Raw genomic sequence first — 17432 nt, forward strand, 5'->3', positions numbered from 1 at the left:
TCGGGCGACCGCGCGAAGACCGGACGTGATGGCGATTCGGCTACACGAGTTCGGCATCCTCGCGGCGGTAGCGTGCCTCGTCTCGCAGATTCAGCCCATACCAAACGCCGAGCGTGACAGCCGTGCCTGCGGCCGTGATCCAGGCAGCTGCGCCGCCGTCGAACAGCCATCCCCACAGGGCCGCCAGCCAGGGGATCTCCATGAGCAGCACCAACCTGCCGTGCGTCATGCTCTTGCCGGCCGCCTTGGCGCGGCGAATCATCCAGATGCCGAGGAACAGCGGTCCCAACGCCAGCAAGACCACAATGATGATCAGCCACAGAACGAACAGCCCGTCGTCTACGTCGCCCGCGCCGGAGGCATCGCCTTGCACGTGGTGGTTGGCCATCTCGTAGTAGGCCTCTGCTCCACCGATCCCTGCGGCTGCGGCGCCGGCGGCAGGCTGAACCCACGGCTGGGCATGGGCACGGGGTGCCTGGGGAGTGTCAGCCCCGACGTAGTTGTATCCGTACCGCTCTGCGGGATCGAACTGATGGTTCTGAGTGAAGGCGTTGCCGTGGGCGTCGTAGTGCGTCGTCTCGTAGACCACACCATTCGTGTCGTTGTACCGCTCCCGGCGGTACTTCCCAGGGTGCAGCACCTGGTTTGGTTCTGCGACGTACCGCTCTTGATCCACTGAGCCCCCCAACGGATTCAATGTCGGTTGAACTCCGACTGCTTCGAAGTATGCAGGCTAGGCCACGCGTGCCCAGGATCGGCTCGAACGGGACGGGACAGGTGTGGGCAGCCACAGTTGCCACCATGAACGGCCAGCACGGGGTTCAAGCGATGCGGGATGCCGGAGTCGGCAGGGCGGTCGTCCTGTGGCTTGTGTGGCCGGACGACCCTGCTGACTACCCCGGTGCTGCAGCTCAAGCAGCGAGAGAGCGTCCGGTAGTTCCTGCACGGCACGCTCGTGGTGATGCCTGGTGCGGCCGGGAGGTGGGACGGTTCTTACACCGTCCCGGCGGTGCCCGGCCCGAGGGTCCGCCTGCCTCGCGGCGTGGCTGTGTCCTGGTGCTCGTTGGCGTTCAGGAGCGCGGCGGGCTCGATCCGTTCGACAGGCAGAAGCCGCGGGGACGGTTCCGTTGACTCTGCACTCTGAGGGGTGGTCGGGCCGGTGCCGAGAAGACGTCGCATGGTGCTCACCGGGGGAGCCTCCCGTGCGGCCGTCGGGGGTGCCGCGACCGGACTCGCCTCTGGTCCCATCGGAGTTCGCCGGTGCGGGCGACGTCAGGCGTGGGCGATGTGCGGCCCGGCCGGGGTCGCCGGGGGGATCCGGGTGGTGTGCCGAGGAAGAGTGTCCGCAGTTGCAGTCGGTGCGGCGGCCCGCTGCCGGAAGGCAGCCGGAAGTCGCGCCGGTACTGCTCAACGGCGTGCCGTACGAGGGGGTGGAGGCGTGAGCGTGAGCAGTGGTGGCGGACCAATGTGGAGTTCGCCGCCGCCTTGCGCGAGGGCCGTCCGTACCGCCGGCCGAAGAAGAGGTGTCCGGTCTGCAAGAGCTGGTGGTTCGTCGGCGAGGTCGTCGGCCGCCCGCGCAGGCGTGTGGATGCCCTGTACTGCTCACCGAAGTGCTGCACCCGGGCCTACCGCCCGAGGCAATCGCGTTCAGCAGGCGTCACACCGTGACGCCTGCACGTGACGCTACGGGCTTTGGGAAGCGGGCTCGCGCAGGTGCGCAACGCTCTTGCTGCGCGCCGACAGCGTGGTCGTTTGGGCTACAACAGGGCGGGTGCCGCGTCGTCGGCCGGTGCGGCCTGGTGCGCAGTGGCATTGCGCGATCCCAGGGGCTGTGCAGCGTCCCGTGGCTGTGGTCGGCTGAGCGGCGGGCCGTGAGGGTGGTGTGGGCTGTGGTGTGGCCTCCCCACAGCCCACACCGGTGCGGTCATCACGCTGGCGCCCGGTCGTTGCGCAGTCTCGCCGGCCGGGTTGCGCAGGTGGTGCGTACCGGCTGCGCAACGCTGTGACCTGCCGTGGCTGGGCCTGTGGTCGGGGTTGTGGTCGGGCTTCGATGGTCCGCGGCGGGTGCGCGGCGCTCGATGTGCAATGGGGTTGTGCGGGAACGGGGTTGCGCGGTGGGCTGTCCGCTGTGTGTCGGCCCTTGCGTACTGGCTGCGCAGCGTCTCAGTCGGAGGTGTCGTCCGGCTTGTCTTCTGGTCGGTAGAAGCTGCAGGTTTTGAGGTACTCGGTGTCGCGGACGGCGACGCGGAACTGGGCTGCCGGAGATCGGCGATGTCTTCCGGCTGGCTCTGGTGCAGCTGTCGACGTGGAGGACGACCGGCTGGGGGTCTTTGGGGTGGCGTTTGATCTCCAACATGTAGCCGTCTCCCGCCCCGGTGGGGCTGTTGGGAGGCCGTTCGGCGGGGAACGGCGGTGGCGCCAGGGCCGGCCGCAGCCGCGGCCGTGACGGGCAGGGTGGTCGGCGGCTGCCTGGAGGGCGCGCCACTGAAGCCGCGACCGACCTCGCACGAACCCGCGACGAACTACGCAGCTTCGCCGAGAGCCACCTCCGGCCGGTCGGACGGAGCTAAGAGCTCGTAACACGATCAGGTGACCATAGATTCTGCGTCGGTGACACACGGCTGCCTGCTCGCTCGTGATACTTGAACTATGGACAGCTACGAAGGCACCGCGACGCTTGAGTGGTGGGCCAACCGATCGACGTGTCTGGGCAGGCTCCGTGTGCAGGTCGCGGTCCGTACCGTCGGAGACATCTGGACGTCCGAAGCGACCCTCGAATCTCCCCTGACCGCGGAGGACAGGGAGAGCTTCGACTTCCTGATGCGACTCGATCCGCACTTCACCCTGCGCTTTGACGACGCGAGCACGCTGCTGGTCAAGGTCGTCGAAGCAGGAGTCGAGGGACGGCTCATCGTCACCGCAGCCGAGGCAGACACTGCAGAGCCGAACGGAACCAGGCACGCACCGCACCAGTAGCCCCAGGATCTCTCGAGGCGCTGCGCTGCCCATGATCGCTCGGGCGCGATCAGGAGTGGGTCTTCCTGAGGCGTCTCCAGCAGATGAGGCCGCAGGCCAGGGAGACGAAGGCGTCGTGGAGTTCGGGCGACCGCGTGGTCCTTCGGCGGCTTCTATAGTGTCCCGATGGAAGGGGTAAGGCGAGGACCGGTGGACCAGAAGGGTCGGCTCAAGAACGTGGTGCGGATCGAGCGGTCGGCGGACCTGAAACCCGTCCACCGGCGTCAGGCTGCCGTCCTGGCCCTGTGGCGGTGGCGTGCGCCCGTGCTGGCGTTCGAGCTCGATGCAGAGTGGGGCATCGACCCGGCTGTGCTGGAGTCGCTGTTCCAAGTGGCAGCTTCACCTTCTGGTGAACAGTCGGATCGTGCCTACCGCCGGGCGATCGCCGATCTGTGCACGGCCCCGCTCTTCATGTCTGAAGTCGACCCGGACACCGTCCAGCTCTTCCAGTTGGAGACCATCAGCAGCCTGCTGACCTTCGGCGAGTTGCTGGACAACCCCGGCACGGACCTAACAGACCGAGTGATCGAAGGCTCAGCCGGCCTGGCGAACTATCTCGACGACCTCGTCGACGGCTCGTTCTACCCACACCCCTCGGAGGAGGCCCACCGCGAGTACCTCGCGAACCTGGCGGGCCGGGCGGGTGAGAGGTATTTCGCGTCACGCAACTTTGCCGCCGAATCGGCCGGCCACCGCGCTCTGCGGGCTCTCCCCGATACCGCTGGGCTGCTCGACTCGACCGCGGGTCGCGAGTTGCTCGCGCTGTGCGAGGACTTCGGCGAGGAGCTCGTGACAACGATGCAGTGGCTCCGCGCGACGGGTCACTAGCGATCGCGTCGTGAGCTGGAGGACGAGTGCGGCAGCCGTGGAGTACGGCTCGAAGTCAGGGGCCTACTTCGGGCGACGCCGGGCGAACAGGCCCGGTTCGGTCTCGGCGAGGATACCGATCCTGCCCTGGTACGGGACCGCGTTGACGATCTCCCGCATCTCGTACCGACCTGATGTCCCGTCAGGGACGGGTGGTCGGACTTCCAGGCTACGATCACCGGCTCGACCAGTGCCCACCGCTCATCGGACAGGTCGCTCCTGTAGGGCTTGCGGTCACTCATCCGAACAGCCCAGGACGGCAGCAGGTGGAGGTGCCGTTGCCGCGCGCAGAGCGTTTCCACCAGCCCGCACCACCAAGGAATTCCCGCCGGACGCCGGGATGCTGCTGCGTACCGACGTTCACCAGCGACGGCCCGATGCGGCTTCCAGGTCGAAGCAGTCGTCGTCCTGGTCGCGGATCAGGACCTGCACCCCGTAGGAATGCGGCCAGGGCGAGATCACGACCCGCGTCTAGGCTGTTCATCGAGGACATCCATCAACAGCTCGGAGATGCCATGTCCCTGCAGTTGCAGGTGGTTGCGATAACTCTCGATTGCCCTGATCCGCTAGCTTTGGCGGCGTTCTATCGGCAGGCCACCAGCCTTGAACTGCACCCGAAGTCGGACGCCGACTTCGCGGGCCTCAATGGTGAGCACGGACTCCTGATCGGCTTTCAACGGGTCGATGCCTATCAGGCTCCGAGCTGGCCTGACCAAATCGTTCCGCAGCAACTGCACATCTGCTTCAAGACCGATGAGGACCTGGGTGAAACCGAGGCCCGACTGCTGGAACTCGGCGCAGGCAAGCCGGACCACCAGCCTCACGGGGACAAAGCGCGTGTTCTCACCGATCCAGCCGGACATCCCTTCTGCATCGCTGCGCGCTGATTGTCAGAACAGGAACACGGGGAGGGACTGGTCGTCGAGGAAGAGCGGGCAGCCGCTGTGAACGACTGGTACGACCACACCATTGCTGGTTCGTTGGCGGTTGACGTCCCTGTATTCGACGCGTCCACTGTCGTCCATGCCCTTCAGCCAACCACCTGTGTAACCGGGTGGTGGTGTGTAAGAGGTGGCATCATCGGCAAGACGCCAACCCCTGACACCAGCGTGACGAGGAACGCCGCGCGCGGGAAGAACAGGAAGCCCCTGGGCGAGGGGGAGATGCAGGGCGGGGCCGGGGTGCGGTGTCGTAGTGCGTCAGCGATCGCTGTGTCACAACCAGGTCATCGCACTGAGCACCGCCCAACGGTGTGCGGCGGCCCACGCGGCCACCGCGCGCCGCCCGCGCATGAGCGGTCGGACGCGGCGGAACGGGAACCGTCCGCGATCGTGGCGCCGGGGGAGCGGCCTCGCCGTCATGAGAGGGGGCGGCTGCGGGCTGCGGGCTGCGGGCTGCGGGAGGGTGTGGACGTGTGGCGCGGGGGCTGTCATGATCACGCGGTCGTCCGGCGTGGATCGGGCGCGCGGGGGAGGAACCGTGCTCGTCGCTGTCTCGATACTTTGTGCCCTGTTCGGGTTGCTCGTCGCCGCGGCCGGCGTCGCTGGGATCGCTCGTGGCTGGGTGCCTGCCAGGGACCGGCTTGCGGTCCGGCGCCCTCGCCTCTACGGCAGTGGGCTGTTGGTGGCCGCCCTCGGCCTGGGGTTGATGGCGGCCGACAGGGTGGTGTTCACCGACTCCGGAACCGTGGCGATCGTGACCATGCTGCTCGCTTCCCTGGTGCTCCAGGCGAGTCGCCGTCCTGCGGGTGGCGACGGTCCAGCCGGTGGCGAGTCCTAGCCGGGGGCAGCGCTTGGAGCGCAGGTGGCGCGACAACTGGCGTGTGAGGCAGGAAAACAGCCGATGGCGGGGAAGCCATCTGACGTGCCCCTGTTCGTGCGGATATGGTGTTCGCGCAGGTCACCATGCTTGTCAGAAGTCGGTGGAGGATCTGGCATCCCCCTCTGCACTCTCGTACCCCGCCCCCAGGATGGAAAAAGGGAGAGGGGCGGGTACAAGCGCACCGCCGGGGGACCGGTCCCGGGTGCTCTGTCCGCGCGTCGGTGGCTGCCCCCGCGCCCGTGGCAGTCCGGACGTCTGCGCAATGGCGCGCACCGATGCCGCTTTGACCTCCGGAAACCCGGGCCAGGCGTTCGCGTCGGCCCTGGTCGAGCGGCTCGCGGCGACTTCGAAGCAGACGATCCTCGAATACCAGCAGTGCTTCGATCAGCTCCACGGGGGGATCTACCGCTGGGACGTGTGGGCTGCCGGCAGAACGAGACCCCAGACCTCTTCGGCCCGGGGTCTCTCTGCGCTCTGTGGGGATCTCCGGTCGGTTCAACGATCCGTCGGCCAGGAGCGTCACGCCCACTGGACACCGGGTTCCCGCAGAACATGGAAATGCTCCTCGCGGAACCGGGCTGTCTCGATCCGGCAGTTGAGGCCGTCGCCGTCGCAGGTCTCCACCGAGGTCTCGACGTTGCCCCAGGGCCCGTGGGCGCTGACGGGGAAGTCGAGTGTTGGTTCGTCTTCGTACCGTCGGGCCGGTGCCGAGAGCAATAGGCGTGCGGTTGCGGAGCCTCCCACCTGAACCATCGGGCGGCCGGAATCGTCGAAGTCGATCACTCGATCACTCGATCAGGTTAGAAGACCGGGCTGGGCCGCGCTCGCCCTCTCGGACAGGCCGACATCGGCCGTAGCCACTTTGAGGGATGATCGCCAGGCAGGACTGTGGATCTTGAGCGCGAGCTCGTTCCTGACGGGCTGCGGAAGCTTGCGACGGCGCTGATACCACCGTGCAAGCCGCGTGGCAGGGCGGTGGAGCGCCTCCGGTGGCGGACCGGAAAGTGTTCTGCTGCGATGGTGTATGCCCTGACCACGTCGTTGTGCTGGGCGTCGCTGCCGTCCTGCTTCGGAGTGGGCCCGGCCACTGCGCACCGCCGATTTGCTGCCTGGACAAGAGCCGGCTTGTGGCGGCGCCTCCACAAGGCTCTCGCATCAAGGGGCTGGGACCATCCCCGCGCGTGCGGGGAGCAGGTCCCCAGGGCTTCCACGGCCACCCTGGGGGCGGGGCATCCCCGCGTGCGCCGGGCCCCTGTCACAAACACCGTCACTGCCTGGTCTTTGCCAGTACGCAGAGAACTTCCCGAAAGGATTTCCTCATGAAGGCCGTAGTCATCGGCGGAACTGGGCTCATCGGCTCGAAGGTCGTCCGCAAGCTCAACGACCACGGGCACGACGCCGTCCCGGCCTCGCCCAACACGGGCGTCAACACACTTACGGGGGAGGGCCTTGCCGAGGTGCTCCAGGGCGCGCAGGTCGTGATCGACGTCAGCAACTCGCCCTCGTTCGAGGACGAAGCCGTGATGCACTTCTTCCGCACCTCCACCACCAACCTCCTTCAGGCGGCCGAGGAGGCTGGTGTCACCCACTACGTCGCGCTCTCCATCGTCGGCACCGACCGGCTCCCGCAAAACGGCTACTTCCGCGCCAAGCTGGCCCAGGAGGAGCTGATCAAAGCGTCGGGCCTTGCGTACTCCGTCGTGCACGCCACGCAGTTCTTCGAGTTCATGAACGGGATCGCCGACTCGGCGACCGAGGGTGAAACGGTGCGCATCGCTCCCGTCAAGTTCCAGCCCATCCACTCCGACGACGTGGCCACCGCCGTCGCCCGCACGGCGGCCGGCGCCCCGCTCCACGGGACGGTGGAGATCGCCGGCCCAGACACCTTCCGGTTCGACGAGCTGGTCCGCGACGTACTCACCGCCCAGAACGACCCCCGCACGGTCGTCGCGGACCCGCACGCGCCGTACTTCGGGTCCGAACTGCAGGAGGACTCCCTTGTGCCCGGTTCCGGCGCGCAGCTCGCCGAGACCCGGTTCGTCGAGTGGTTCGCACAGCAGAAGTGACGTCCGCGGATGGCCCCTGCCGGAGCGCAGGGGTCACCGGCATGCGGGCCGCGGTTTCACCCCGCCGTACGCGTACGTCTGCACCGGCTGGCCCAGGCGGCTTCCCAGCCGCGCCCACGGTACGGCGGAGCCGCGCTTGGCTTGCCCAGCCGGGGCACCTCGGGGAATGAGGGATTCCGGCAGCGGTCCGCAGGACGTACTGAGCCGGGTCTACCGTGTCACCCCATCGAGACCGTCATCGGTTTCTCCGTCCGGCGCGCGATGATCGCGCAGGTGCGGGGAGGTTCACCGGCTTTGAGGTGCTCCTCGTACCCGACGGGCGCCGTACCACCCGGTCGAGGGCCTGCATGAGCGATCGGACCGGCTGTCTGAGCACGAGCATGCGTGGTCGGGACGCGCACCTCACCGGTCCGGACGAGCTCGACTCCGCGACGTTCCCCGGACCGGGCCAAGCTGCTCCCCGACGTCCTCGTGCTGCCGCCCAAGCCGACGGACGCCCCCGACCGCGATCGCCGCTGTGCGCCGTATTTCACGGCGACTCCTGGCCGCCGACCATGGTCGTCTCTCTGCGCTCCCTGGGGACGGTTACCGAGCTTGTACTGCGCGAGGGCCGCGACGCCCAGCTCGAACTCGGGCGTCCGCTGTGGACGGGTTCGCTGGTGCTTACGACTCAATGGTTCGCGACTGCTAATGTATCTCGCTGTCGGACATCAGCGGGCCGCTTCGAGCGTGTCAGTCCATGAAGTGCGGACTGCACGGAACCGCGCGCGGACACCTGCGAAGCAGTCGGTTGCGAGGAACGGAACTCCCACGCATCACCGCGCGCATCCCACTGTGGCGGCTTATATCCTGGTGATCCGGAGCTGGAGGCCACTTATGTGCGCCGGTGATGACGCAAACTCCCTCGAGCAGGCGGCGAGGGAATTCATGGGAGCACGTTCCCGACTCTTCGGTATCGCGTACCGCGTGCTCGGCAGCGCCGCCGAGGCCGAGGACATCGTCCAGGAAGCCTGGCTGCGGTGGCAGACCACCGACCGCACCGATATCCGGGAGCCCACGGCGTTCCTGGCCACGGTCACGACTCGTCTGGCTATCAGCTGTGCCCAGTCCGCCCGGATGCGGCGCGAGTCGTACATCGGACCGTGGCTTCCGGAGCCGGTCGACACCACCTCGGATCCGCAGCTGGGTGCGGAGCGCGCGGAGGTGCTCGACATGGCACTGCTCTTCCTTCTGGAGAAGCTGAACCCTGTGGAGCGGGCCGCTTACGTTCTGAGGGAGGCCTTCAACTATCCGTACCAACAGATCGCCGACATCCTGGAGACGAGCGACGGCAATACGCGCCAGTTGGTGAGCCGCGCCCGGAAGCATCTGGCGGCAGAACGCAGGGAGCCGGTCAGTTCCACCGCTCACCAGCGCCTGCTCAAGGCGTTCATCACCGCGGCGCAGAATGGCGATCTGCCGGCGCTGGAGGAGGTTCTCGCGGCGGACGTGGTCAGTTACGCCGACGGGAACGGGACGCGCGGGGCGTCCAGGATTCCGGTTGTCGGGCGTCCGCACGTTGCCAAGACCTTCGTCGCGTACGCCCCGCGGTTCTGGCCCGGGACGGACATCCGGTGGGTCGAGGCCAACGGCAGGCCGGCCGCCCTCGTCTCAGCTCATGGAGAACCGGTGGCTCTGGTCACCGCCGATGTGTCGGAGCGGGGCATCGAACGCGTCATGTGGGTGGTGAGCCCGGCCAAGCTGGCTCCCTACGTAGCTTCGCTGCGCGACTGAGCCCGGAGCGGCACCCTCGCGCAGCAGCCGCCCGGGCCGACCAGGCACTGGTCGACCACGACCACGGGCCGCCCGCCACCGGGCGGCTGCTGCGCCTCATGCCCGGGGGCGCCGGCGCCATCTCGGTCAGGCGGCGGGAGCGCAGTACCACCCGCTCCGGGTCGACGCAGACCATGGCACGGAGCTGTCCCGTTCCGGTTGGCCCGCCCATGCCGGCCGTGGAGTCGGGCGTGCTCAGCTTCGGCTCGGGCGGCGTCCAGGTCATCCTGAATCTCTCTCATCCGGCGGTGCGCGGCGTTTCGCCACCGCGAGAGGGGGAGGGCCTGTGGGGTGTGGCCTCATCACAGCCCACACCGTTGGGGCGCTCTGCCTGTCTGCAAGCTCCCTGGGCTCCACCCGCGGATTGCTTGGGGCTCGGGCGCAGCCCTAGCAGTCGGTCCGGACGTTTCAGGACATCCGGCCGCCGGAACCACCAACCCGACGAACCTATGTGATCACAGTTCTAGCGAGGGTCTACAGGGAGAGGCGTGCCAGTACGTTCGCAGTGACTGGGCTTCGCCGCATACGGGGACGGCTGAGTCGACCTGAGGCTGCGGAGGGCAGGTCTTGTTCCGCCCAGACGCCTTTCCCTCCGATACCAAGTGGTGCCACCTGCGTGACAGTTGAGCGACCAGGTCGAGGCATCGTCCGTCCCCACCTCCATCAAGGTGAACGTTCGTTTTCCTTACGGGATTGCCGGAGCACGGAATCCTTTGATGTGGATGCTGTGGTCCGTGGCACCGGTCAGGGGCCTGGTTCTCTCCGGCTCCGACCGGCGGGCACGCCGCGCACTGTCACAACAGCCGCGTGAGTCTGGTCTTAGGTACAGGTACGCCGCGGGCGGTGTCACCGCCACCCACACTCACGTCGCGGCAGTGGGGCCAGCACCCCGAAGGAAAGAGACCAAGGTGAAAGCTGCTGTTCCAAGGCCCCACCGCTCGGGTTGGCTCCAGCACCATCTCCAGACACAGGCGCCGGTTCGTGAGTGCGATGACGTTCACCCGGAGCACCGACTGGTATGCGGCTCGCGCACATCACGGCCGCGACAATTGTTGTGGACTGCAACATCAGCAGGTGCCTTAGACCCCGTGGCCGGGCCGGCCCGGCGCAGGTGAACAGCGATGGTCTGCAGGTCCCGCCGACGCTCCCCACGGACACCGACAGACGACATCACTACCTTACTCCCACCCGCCCCGCAGCACCGTAATGCTGTTCGGCGTCGGCCGCCATTCTCGAAAGAGTTCGCCTGGAACGAGCCTCCCGCGTAACAGCTGGTCGCACGCAGGTTGACGACCCGGACTGGCGCTTCGCCGGCGCGATGCCCGAGAGGACGCTGGTTCCGGGCCTCGGCGTCGAACAGAGTCACGAGTCCTGCGGCCAGTAGGTCGAACAGAACACCAGGGCGCCGCGGGCGATGCCCGCCGACCCCCTGCATTCACCCCCGGTGCCGTGGAGAACTCAGCGGCCGCCAAGCCCTCTCCCACCTTCTCCACCTCTGCCGTAACAAGAAAGCTGCCATGAGCGTTCCTGCCTTTCCCGCCGATTCCTCCACGATCAGTGAGCTCGACCAACTACCCGACCGTGACACCGAGGAGACCGCCGAGTGGCTCGCGTCGCTCGACGCGGTCGTAAGGAACGCGGGCCCGGAGCGAGCCGTGTACCTGATGCGACGCGTGCACGAGTACGCGACCAGGTCCGGGATGTCGCTGCCCGGACTGTTGTCCTCCGACTACATCAATACCGTCCCGGCTGCGGCACAGACAGACTTCCCCGGCGACCTCGCCATGGAGTCCAGGATCACCGCACTCAACCGGTGGAACGCCGCAGCGATGGTCACCCACGGCTCCCTGCTCGGACTGGGTGGCCACATCTCCACCTACGCCTCCGCGGCCTGGCTCTACGAGATCGGGTTCAACCACTTCTTCAAAGGCAAGGACGCCGACGGATCGGGCGACCAGCTCTATCTGCAGGGCCATGCCTCACCGGGCATCTACGCCCGGGCATTTCTCGAAGGGCGCCTGAATGAGGGCCAACTGGACTCCTTCCGCCGGGAGGCCGACGGCAACGGGCTTCCCTCCTATCCCCATCCCCGACGCCTGCCGTGGCTGTGGGAGTTCCCGACCGTATCCATGGGCCTGGGCCCCCTCGGCGCGATCTACCAGGCCCGGTTCAACCGCTACCTCCACGCCAGGGGAATCAAGGACACCTCAGGGTCACGAGTGTGGGCCTTCCTCGGGGACGGGGAGACGGATGAACCCGAGTCGATGGCCGCCCTGACGCTGGCGGCCCGAGAAAGGCTGGACAACCTCACCTTCGTGATCAACTGCAACCTGCAACGCCTGGACGGACCTGTCAGGTCCAACTCCAAAATCGTCCAGGAGCTCGAAACTCGGTTCCGAGGCGCGGGCTGGCACGTGGTGAAGTCCCTGTGGGGCGAGGCATGGGACCCGGTGCTCCTGCACGACAACACCGGCGCCCTCGTACACCGCCTGGGCGAGATCCCCGACGCGCAGATGCAGACCTACGCCACACGCGACGCCGCCTATATCCGCAAGCACTTCTTCACCGGCGACGCTCTCTCCGGAATTGCCGCCAAGCTGAGCGACGCGCAGCTGGTAGAGATGTTCACGACTTCGCGCGGCGGCCACGAGCCCCTCAAAGTCCAAGCAGCGTACCGGGCCGCGGTGGACCATCGAGACGCACCGACCGTCGTCCTCGCGCAGACGGTCAAGGGACACACACTGGGGTCGGCATTCGAATCACGCAACGCCAACCATCAGATGAAGAAACTGACGATGGAGCAGTTCCGCCAGATGCGCGACCTGTTGGACCTTCCCATCCCCGACAGCGCGCTCAGCGGCGACCTTGTGCCGTACTGGCACCCCGGTGAAAACTCACCGGAGGTGCGCTACCTGCAGGAGCGACGTGCCGCCCTGGGCGGCCCCGCCCCCGCCCGCAGGGTGGTCGCGAAGCCGCTGCAGCAACCACCGGTGCGGCCCTTCGAGGTGCTGGAGAGGGGCTTCGGCAACCAAGAGGTGGCCACGACCATGGCACTGGTACGCCTGGTCAAAGAGTTGATGCGTGGTAAGGAGACGGGCGCACGCTGGGTCCCGATCATCCCGGACGAGGCCCGCACCTTCGGCATGGAGTCACTGTTTCCCACGGCAGGGATCTATGCGCCGGACGGTCAGACCTACGACCCGGTCGACGCCGGCCAACTGCTGTACTACAAAGAGGCCCGAAATGGTCAGCTGATCGACGAGGGCATCACCGAGGCCGGTTCCGTGGCCGAGTTCACCGCTGCGGCGACCGCGTACGCCACACACGGCGAACCGATGATCCCGTTCTACATCTTCTACGCCATGTTCGGTTTCCAGCGCACAGGCGACCAGTTCTGGGCACTCGCCGACCAGATGGGTCGCGGATTCGCCGTCGGAGCGACGGCCGGCCGAACGACGATGACTGGTGAGGGACTGCAGCACGCCGACGGGCACTCACTCCTGCTGGCCTCAACCAATCCGGCAGTGATCAGCTACGACCCGGCGTTCGCCTACGAGATCGCGGTGATCGTCCGGGACGGGCTACGCCGGATGTACGGCCCGCAGCCCGAGGACGTCTTCTACTACCTGACCGTGTACAACGAGCCGAAGTTGCAGCCGGCCATGCCCCCCGGCCCCTCAGTCGAAGAAGGGATTGTGCGGGGCATCTACCGGTTCCGGCAGGCGCAACCCCTCGACGCCCGGCGGCGGATCCAACTTCTCGCCTCCGGCACGGCCATCCACTGGGCAATGGAGGCCCAGGAACTACTTCGGACTCAGTGGAACGTACACGCCGACATCTGGTCGGTGACGTCCTGGACGGAACTGCGCCGTGACGCGCTCGAAGCGGACCGGGCGCGCCTGCGCGGCGAGGCACGCATCCCGTTTGTGACCAGCGCGCTGTCTGACGCGCGGGGGCCGGTGCTAGCGGTCAGTGACTGGATGCGGCAGGTGCCCGACCAGATCAGCCAGTGGGTCGAGCAGGACTACTCGTCCCTGGGTACAGACGGCTTCGGCCTGTCGGACACCCGGGACGCCGTGCGTCGCCACTTCCGGGTCGACGCGGAATCGATCGTGGTGGCGGCCCTGGACCAGTTGGCGCGGAGCGGCGCTGTCCGACGGGAGACGGTCTCCAGCGCCCGCGAGCGCTACGGCTGGCAGGGATGACCCCGTTCCCAATGCGAGCTGGCAGGGAAGGAAGGCCGACGCGGCACTCATGAGCGGAGGTCTTCCCATGTCCCGCGACGGCGAGTGGCTTCCGGGTCCGTTGTGGGTGAGGTGCGGCTGCTGCCCTGCAGGAGCGGTACGGCTCGGGCAGTCCGGGCGCCAGAGCACTCCTGGAGGCGGCGGTGGACGTCCGTCGCCTCTCACGGCGCCCAATATACGAGTCGGGTCTTCGCCGAAGTTTGTAGATCAGCAGGGGTGCGACAGAGCATGAGGGTGGTCGGGCCCAGCGCGGACAACGCCGCCGAATCGTTCAACGTCAGCTTCAAAAGGGAGACGTTGAAAGGCCGAAACGGTTGGTCGACTGAGCGCGAGGCCCGCCTCGACGCCTTCCTCCGGCTGACCCGATACAACACCCGACGCAGGCACTCCCGCCTCGGACAGCGATCACCGATGGCTTACGAGAACACCTTCCAGACAACACCAACTACCCTGGCCCGAGCCGCATAGACGTGTTCAAGATCCGAGGTCAAGGCCCGTCCGCTGTGGCAGACAGGGGCCGGTGGGGGCTCTCAGGTCTCGTCGGCGTGGGCGCCGGTGCCGACGGAGCTCCGGCTGGCGGCCAGCCAGGAGCGGGCTGGGCCAGCGGGTGTTGCAGTGTCCAGGGTGAGGTGGAGGCGGGTGGCGCCGTCCAGGCCGGGATAGCTGCGCTGTTCCGCTCCAGCGAAGCAGTGGCGAAGCGCCTCCGCGACCGCTCGGGCGGCTTGGGGCGTGTGCGCGATGATCCGTACCTCGGCGTGCCCGAGCGAGGCCAGTGTCTGGGTCTCGATGTACTTCACGTGGGCGTGTTCCCTTCGGGGTGGGCGAGAAGCCGGTGGGGCGGGGGCGCCGTGGCGCCCTGCCCGCTGCCCCCGGTCGGAGGAAGGTTCGTTCCTCACCGGTCATGCATGGTGGGTGCGGCGACTGGTGTCGTGCGGCAGGCCGGGAGGTCTTGGCAGGGGGGCGCTGAAGTGGTGGGCGGCGATCCGTGCGCCGTGCTGGGCATTGAGCAGTTGGATCAGGCGCATCCCGATGCCGATCGCGAGGACGATCACCGCGCTGATGACGAGGGTCTCCACAGAACTCACCTCCAGCCGTTTCCGGACAGCAGGAGGGCGCTTCGCCTCATGGGCTTCCCGAAGGGGGACATGCAGGCCCCGCCTTCGCCCTCCCAGGTGGCTTCCCGGCGCACGGCGTCACGGATGCCGCGCCCCATGACGGCTTCGTTGCTCATCAGGACGCCCGCGGTGAGGACGCCGCCCGGGATCGCTGCGGCGGACATCAGCCGGGCCGCAGCTGCGGGTGCAGTCTCGGGCGGGACGACGAGGAGGTCCCAGCGCCCGACGGTGTAGGAGAGCAGGATGAGCTTGTCGGGGTCCTGTTCTGTGAACCAGCCCACGTGCAACATGCGCCCGTCCACGGCAACCGTGTTCGGGACGACGGGCCAGCGGGTGGGGTTCACGGTCACGCGCGTAATGCGCCCCCAGGGTTCCTCCAGGGCGGCGGCGAGCGGTGGGAGCTCGGCTTCCAGGTCGCGGGAGTAGGGCCACCAGGCCCCGTCCAGCTGGCCGGCGAGCGTGGTCTTCGGGGTGAGGGACAAGCGTGCCGGAAGCTCTGCGGCGAGGTCGCGGGGCGCAGTCCGGTCGAGGGTCCTGGTCATGATGCGGACCTGCCCCCGGGCTGCCCGTCGACAGCCCGGTTTTTCGTGGTCGCCGGAAATGACACCCGCGTGAAAGCCAGTGTGCGAAGTACCTCCGGTGCTTTCAATGTACGCCTGTTCGGCGGACCTTGACCGCCGTGACCAGGTATTTTTCTGACGGATGCCTGATCTGGCGGCGGGAGTATCGAGAAACGACGGCGGGCTCGTGCACGTCGCCGGGCAGGCACCGGCGTCGGCCGCGAACTGCGACGACGTACGGCCGCACCCCGTAGACGGGCAGACCCACATGGCTGACACCGACCTTCCCCACCCGCCCCGACTGCTGCCGCCGGATGCGATCCACCAGGCGGTCAAACCGGGTACGGCCCTGCTGCGGCTGGAGACGACGCGGTCCCGGGAGGGGCTCCTGGACGGCGCGTGATGGCCCCGCACCCGCGACATCGAGACCGAGCTGCCTGCGCTGATCAGCGTGTTGACCGGGCATCTCGGGTCGATCACCCGCGTGGGCGTGGACGCGGCCGCCTGGAACGGCGTCCCGACCCGCCTGGTCATCGACGGCCAGGTCGTGCACCTCGACTCCGACCCGGTCGGCGACAACACCGTCCTCATCACCCGCGGCCACAACGACCACTTCGCCCTGTTGGTGGTTCCCCCGGACACCGCCGCCGACGCAGCCCGCGAAGCGATGGCCCGCGCCGTCCGAGTCGACAACATCACCGAGGCCGCTCAGATCCTCATCGCCACCACACCCGAACCTGAATAGGACCGGGTCGTTGACCGGGGAGTTCACTGAAGGGCGCGGATGGCGAGACCGGCCGGGCACTACATACGCCCTGGCCGACGGACGCCACGACCCCGACCACAGCCAGTAGCACGCAGGAGAGGGGGGTTACCACGTCGCCCGCTGCGGGTGCGGGCAGGACCGGCTCACCGCCCACGCCATCCCTGCCGGGCCCATCGTGCTGCCCCGGGGCAAGACCGGCTCCTATGGGCTGGTGGGGTCCGGTTACGGAGGGCGTCCACGAGAGCGTACTGACCGCCGACGCCCTTTGGGCGACGGTCACCCGTAAGCCCGGCGCGGGCTGGACGGAGACTGTGCAGGTCAACGACTGCAGTCCGGAAATCGACGCTCACCGCAAGGCCGCGGCGGCGAAGAAGGAGCCGGCCCAGCAGCGCAGCGCTCGGTGTGGTGACCTGCTCTGTGGTCATTGGTGGGTGGTGGGAGTTCAGGCGCGGCGGTCGTGGTGGTTGCCGTCGTGGCCGCGGCGGCGGTGGTGGCGGCCGCCCCAGGAGGCGTCGTCGATGAAGCGGCCGTGGTCGTTGCGGAGGGTGGCGGTGTCGGAGCGGTTGTCCAGACGTAGTTGTGGCGGTCCTGGTAGACGTCGCGGCGGGCGGCCGCTCCACCGCGACGGAACTGTCCCGGCTCGATGACCGGGGCCTGATGGTGGCGGCCGCGCGGATGCTGCGGAGGGACGGGCTGGTCGCATCGGTTCCTACGCGCGCATGGGAAGCCGCCCGATGAGCACCACGCGACGCCCCCTCGCTAACAACCCGGCCACCACCAGGACCACGGAGCCGATCGGTCTCTCCCCGCGGCTACTTCCCGCCGAACGCATCGATCCCGTACTGCTCCCGGACAGGGACCATCAGCGGGACGCCACCGGACGGAAAGGCCGACGGACCCTCGGACGCGGCACCACGCAGGCATAGGGCAGGGTGCGCAGGTGATGCACAGGGACTGCGCAACGCCATGGGCGGGCCTGTGATCGGGGTACGGCCATGAGCAGTCGATGCGCACCGGCGCGGTTGGCAGGCACGATGAGTGGTCTGTCTGCTGTCAGGAGCGCGTGCCGCGTCGTCGGCCGGTGCGGCCTGGTGCGCAGTGGCATTGCGCGATCCCAGGGGCTGTGCAGCGTCCCGTGGCTGTGGTCGGCTGAGCGGCGGGCCGTG

14 protein-coding genes and 3 pseudogenes are annotated in these 17432 nt (G+C 67.9%); 10 read left to right on the forward strand and 7 right to left on the reverse strand.

Annotated features, from left to right (window positions below; translation table 11 throughout):
- Positions 1-40 precede the first annotated feature (40 nt).
- Positions 41-676 (reverse strand): hypothetical protein, encoded by a 636-nt coding sequence (locus GFH48_RS38020; RefSeq protein ID WP_153292580.1) that lies wholly within the window; start codon positions 674-676, stop codon positions 41-43.
- A 1973-nt stretch (positions 677-2649) separates the two neighbouring features.
- Between GFH48_RS38020 and GFH48_RS38030 the strand changes: the two genes are divergently transcribed.
- Together GFH48_RS38030 and GFH48_RS38035 are read left to right on the forward strand one after the other, a co-directional pair.
- On the forward strand, positions 2650-2976 hold the full coding sequence (locus tag GFH48_RS38030; protein ID WP_153292581.1) for a hypothetical protein: 327 nt from the start codon (positions 2650-2652) through the stop codon (positions 2974-2976).
- A gap of 189 nt (positions 2977-3165) precedes the next feature.
- Entirely contained in the window at positions 3166-3843 is a 678-nt protein-coding gene (locus GFH48_RS38035; protein WP_228121217.1) for a hypothetical protein, read from the forward strand.
- A 114-nt stretch (positions 3844-3957) separates the two neighbouring features.
- Here the strand turns inward: GFH48_RS38035 and GFH48_RS39980 are convergent.
- Positions 3958-4124, reverse strand: a pseudogene (locus tag GFH48_RS39980) (transposase); the annotation flags it as partial.
- Positions 4125-4397: 273 nt separating this feature from the next.
- Between GFH48_RS39980 and GFH48_RS38045 the strand changes: the two are divergent.
- Positions 4398-4769 carry a VOC family protein gene (locus tag GFH48_RS38045; protein ID WP_153292582.1) on the forward strand — a complete coding sequence of 124 codons (372 nt, stop codon included), beginning with the start codon at positions 4398-4400 and terminating at the stop codon, positions 4767-4769.
- Positions 4770-6222: 1453 nt separating this feature from the next.
- On the opposite strand, the gene GFH48_RS38050 is transcribed toward GFH48_RS38045, so the two are convergent.
- Positions 6223-6486 carry a hypothetical protein gene (locus GFH48_RS38050; protein ID WP_153292583.1) on the reverse strand — a complete coding sequence of 88 codons (264 nt, stop codon included), beginning with the start codon at positions 6484-6486 and terminating at the stop codon, positions 6223-6225.
- Positions 6487-6591: 105 nt separating this feature from the next.
- Here GFH48_RS38050 and GFH48_RS40240 point away from each other — a divergent pair, with 105 nt between their 5' ends.
- From GFH48_RS40240 to GFH48_RS40245, 5 genes are all read left to right on the forward strand, one after another.
- On the forward strand, positions 6592-7026 hold the full coding sequence (locus tag GFH48_RS40240) for a transposase (protein ID WP_153292584.1): 435 nt from the start codon (positions 6592-6594) through the stop codon (positions 7024-7026).
- Entirely contained in the window at positions 7023-7769 is a 747-nt protein-coding gene (locus tag GFH48_RS38060; protein ID WP_153292585.1) for an SDR family oxidoreductase, read from the forward strand. Before GFH48_RS40240 ends, GFH48_RS38060 begins: the two co-directional genes overlap by 4 nt.
- An 876-nt stretch (positions 7770-8645) precedes the next feature.
- A complete protein-coding gene (locus tag GFH48_RS38065; RefSeq protein ID WP_153292586.1) occupies positions 8646-9542 on the forward strand; it encodes an RNA polymerase sigma-70 factor in 897 nt (298 codons plus the stop codon).
- A gap of 1556 nt (positions 9543-11098) precedes the next feature.
- Positions 11099-13786 (forward strand): pyruvate dehydrogenase (acetyl-transferring), homodimeric type, encoded by a 2688-nt coding sequence (aceE, locus tag GFH48_RS38070; RefSeq protein WP_153292587.1) that lies wholly within the window; start codon positions 11099-11101, stop codon positions 13784-13786.
- Positions 13787-14041: 255 nt separating this feature from the next.
- A complete protein-coding gene (locus GFH48_RS40245; RefSeq protein WP_407698687.1) occupies positions 14042-14293 on the forward strand; it encodes an integrase core domain-containing protein in 252 nt (83 codons plus the stop codon).
- 62 nt (positions 14294-14355) lie between these two features.
- Here GFH48_RS40245 and GFH48_RS38080 read toward each other — a convergent pair whose 3' ends face one another.
- From GFH48_RS38080 to GFH48_RS38090, 3 genes are all read right to left on the reverse strand, one after another.
- Positions 14356-14622 carry a hypothetical protein gene (locus GFH48_RS38080; RefSeq protein ID WP_194280801.1) on the reverse strand — a complete coding sequence of 89 codons (267 nt, stop codon included), beginning with the start codon at positions 14620-14622 and terminating at the stop codon, positions 14356-14358.
- Between the two features lie 102 nt (positions 14623-14724).
- Positions 14725-14901 carry a hypothetical protein gene (locus GFH48_RS38085; protein ID WP_153292589.1) on the reverse strand — a complete coding sequence of 59 codons (177 nt, stop codon included), beginning with the start codon at positions 14899-14901 and terminating at the stop codon, positions 14725-14727.
- 5 nt (positions 14902-14906) lie between these two features.
- Positions 14907-15482: a DUF5994 family protein gene (locus GFH48_RS38090; protein WP_153292590.1), complete on the reverse strand. Its 576-nt coding sequence runs from the start codon at positions 15480-15482 to the stop codon at positions 14907-14909.
- Between the two features lie 286 nt (positions 15483-15768).
- Between GFH48_RS38090 and GFH48_RS38095 the strand changes: the two are divergent.
- Positions 15769-16245, forward strand: a pseudogene (locus GFH48_RS38095) (DUF5994 family protein).
- Between the two features lie 463 nt (positions 16246-16708).
- On the opposite strand, the pseudogene GFH48_RS39595 reads toward GFH48_RS38095, so the two are convergent.
- Positions 16709-16866 (reverse strand): annotated as a pseudogene (locus GFH48_RS39595) (lamin tail domain-containing protein); the annotation flags it as partial.
- Between the two features lie 134 nt (positions 16867-17000).
- Between GFH48_RS39595 and GFH48_RS38100 the strand changes: the two are divergent.
- Positions 17001-17192, forward strand: coding sequence for a hypothetical protein (locus tag GFH48_RS38100; RefSeq protein ID WP_153292591.1), 192 nt, complete (start codon positions 17001-17003; stop codon positions 17190-17192).
- Positions 17193-17432 lie beyond the last annotated feature (240 nt).

The organism is Streptomyces fagopyri (assembly GCF_009498275.1).
Classification (GTDB): Bacteria; Actinomycetota; Actinomycetes; order Streptomycetales; family Streptomycetaceae; genus Streptomyces; species Streptomyces fagopyri.

Coding starts and splice junctions, on each gene's coding strand:
- GFH48_RS38030 (WP_153292581.1), top strand. CDS start 2,650: ATGGACAGCTACGAAGGCACCGCGACGCTTGAGTGGTGGGCCAACCGA.
- GFH48_RS38045 (WP_153292582.1), top strand. CDS start 4,398: ATGTCCCTGCAGTTGCAGGTGGTTGCGATAACTCTCGATTGCCCTGAT.
- GFH48_RS38060 (WP_153292585.1), top strand. CDS start 7,023: ATGAAGGCCGTAGTCATCGGCGGAACTGGGCTCATCGGCTCGAAGGTC.
- GFH48_RS38065 (WP_153292586.1), top strand. CDS start 8,646: ATGTGCGCCGGTGATGACGCAAACTCCCTCGAGCAGGCGGCGAGGGAA.
- aceE (WP_153292587.1), top strand. CDS start 11,099: ATGAGCGTTCCTGCCTTTCCCGCCGATTCCTCCACGATCAGTGAGCTC.
- GFH48_RS38090 (WP_153292590.1), bottom strand. CDS start 15,482: ATGACCAGGACCCTCGACCGGACTGCGCCCCGCGACCTCGCCGCAGAG.
- GFH48_RS38100 (WP_153292591.1), top strand. CDS start 17,001: ATGAGCACCACGCGACGCCCCCTCGCTAACAACCCGGCCACCACCAGG.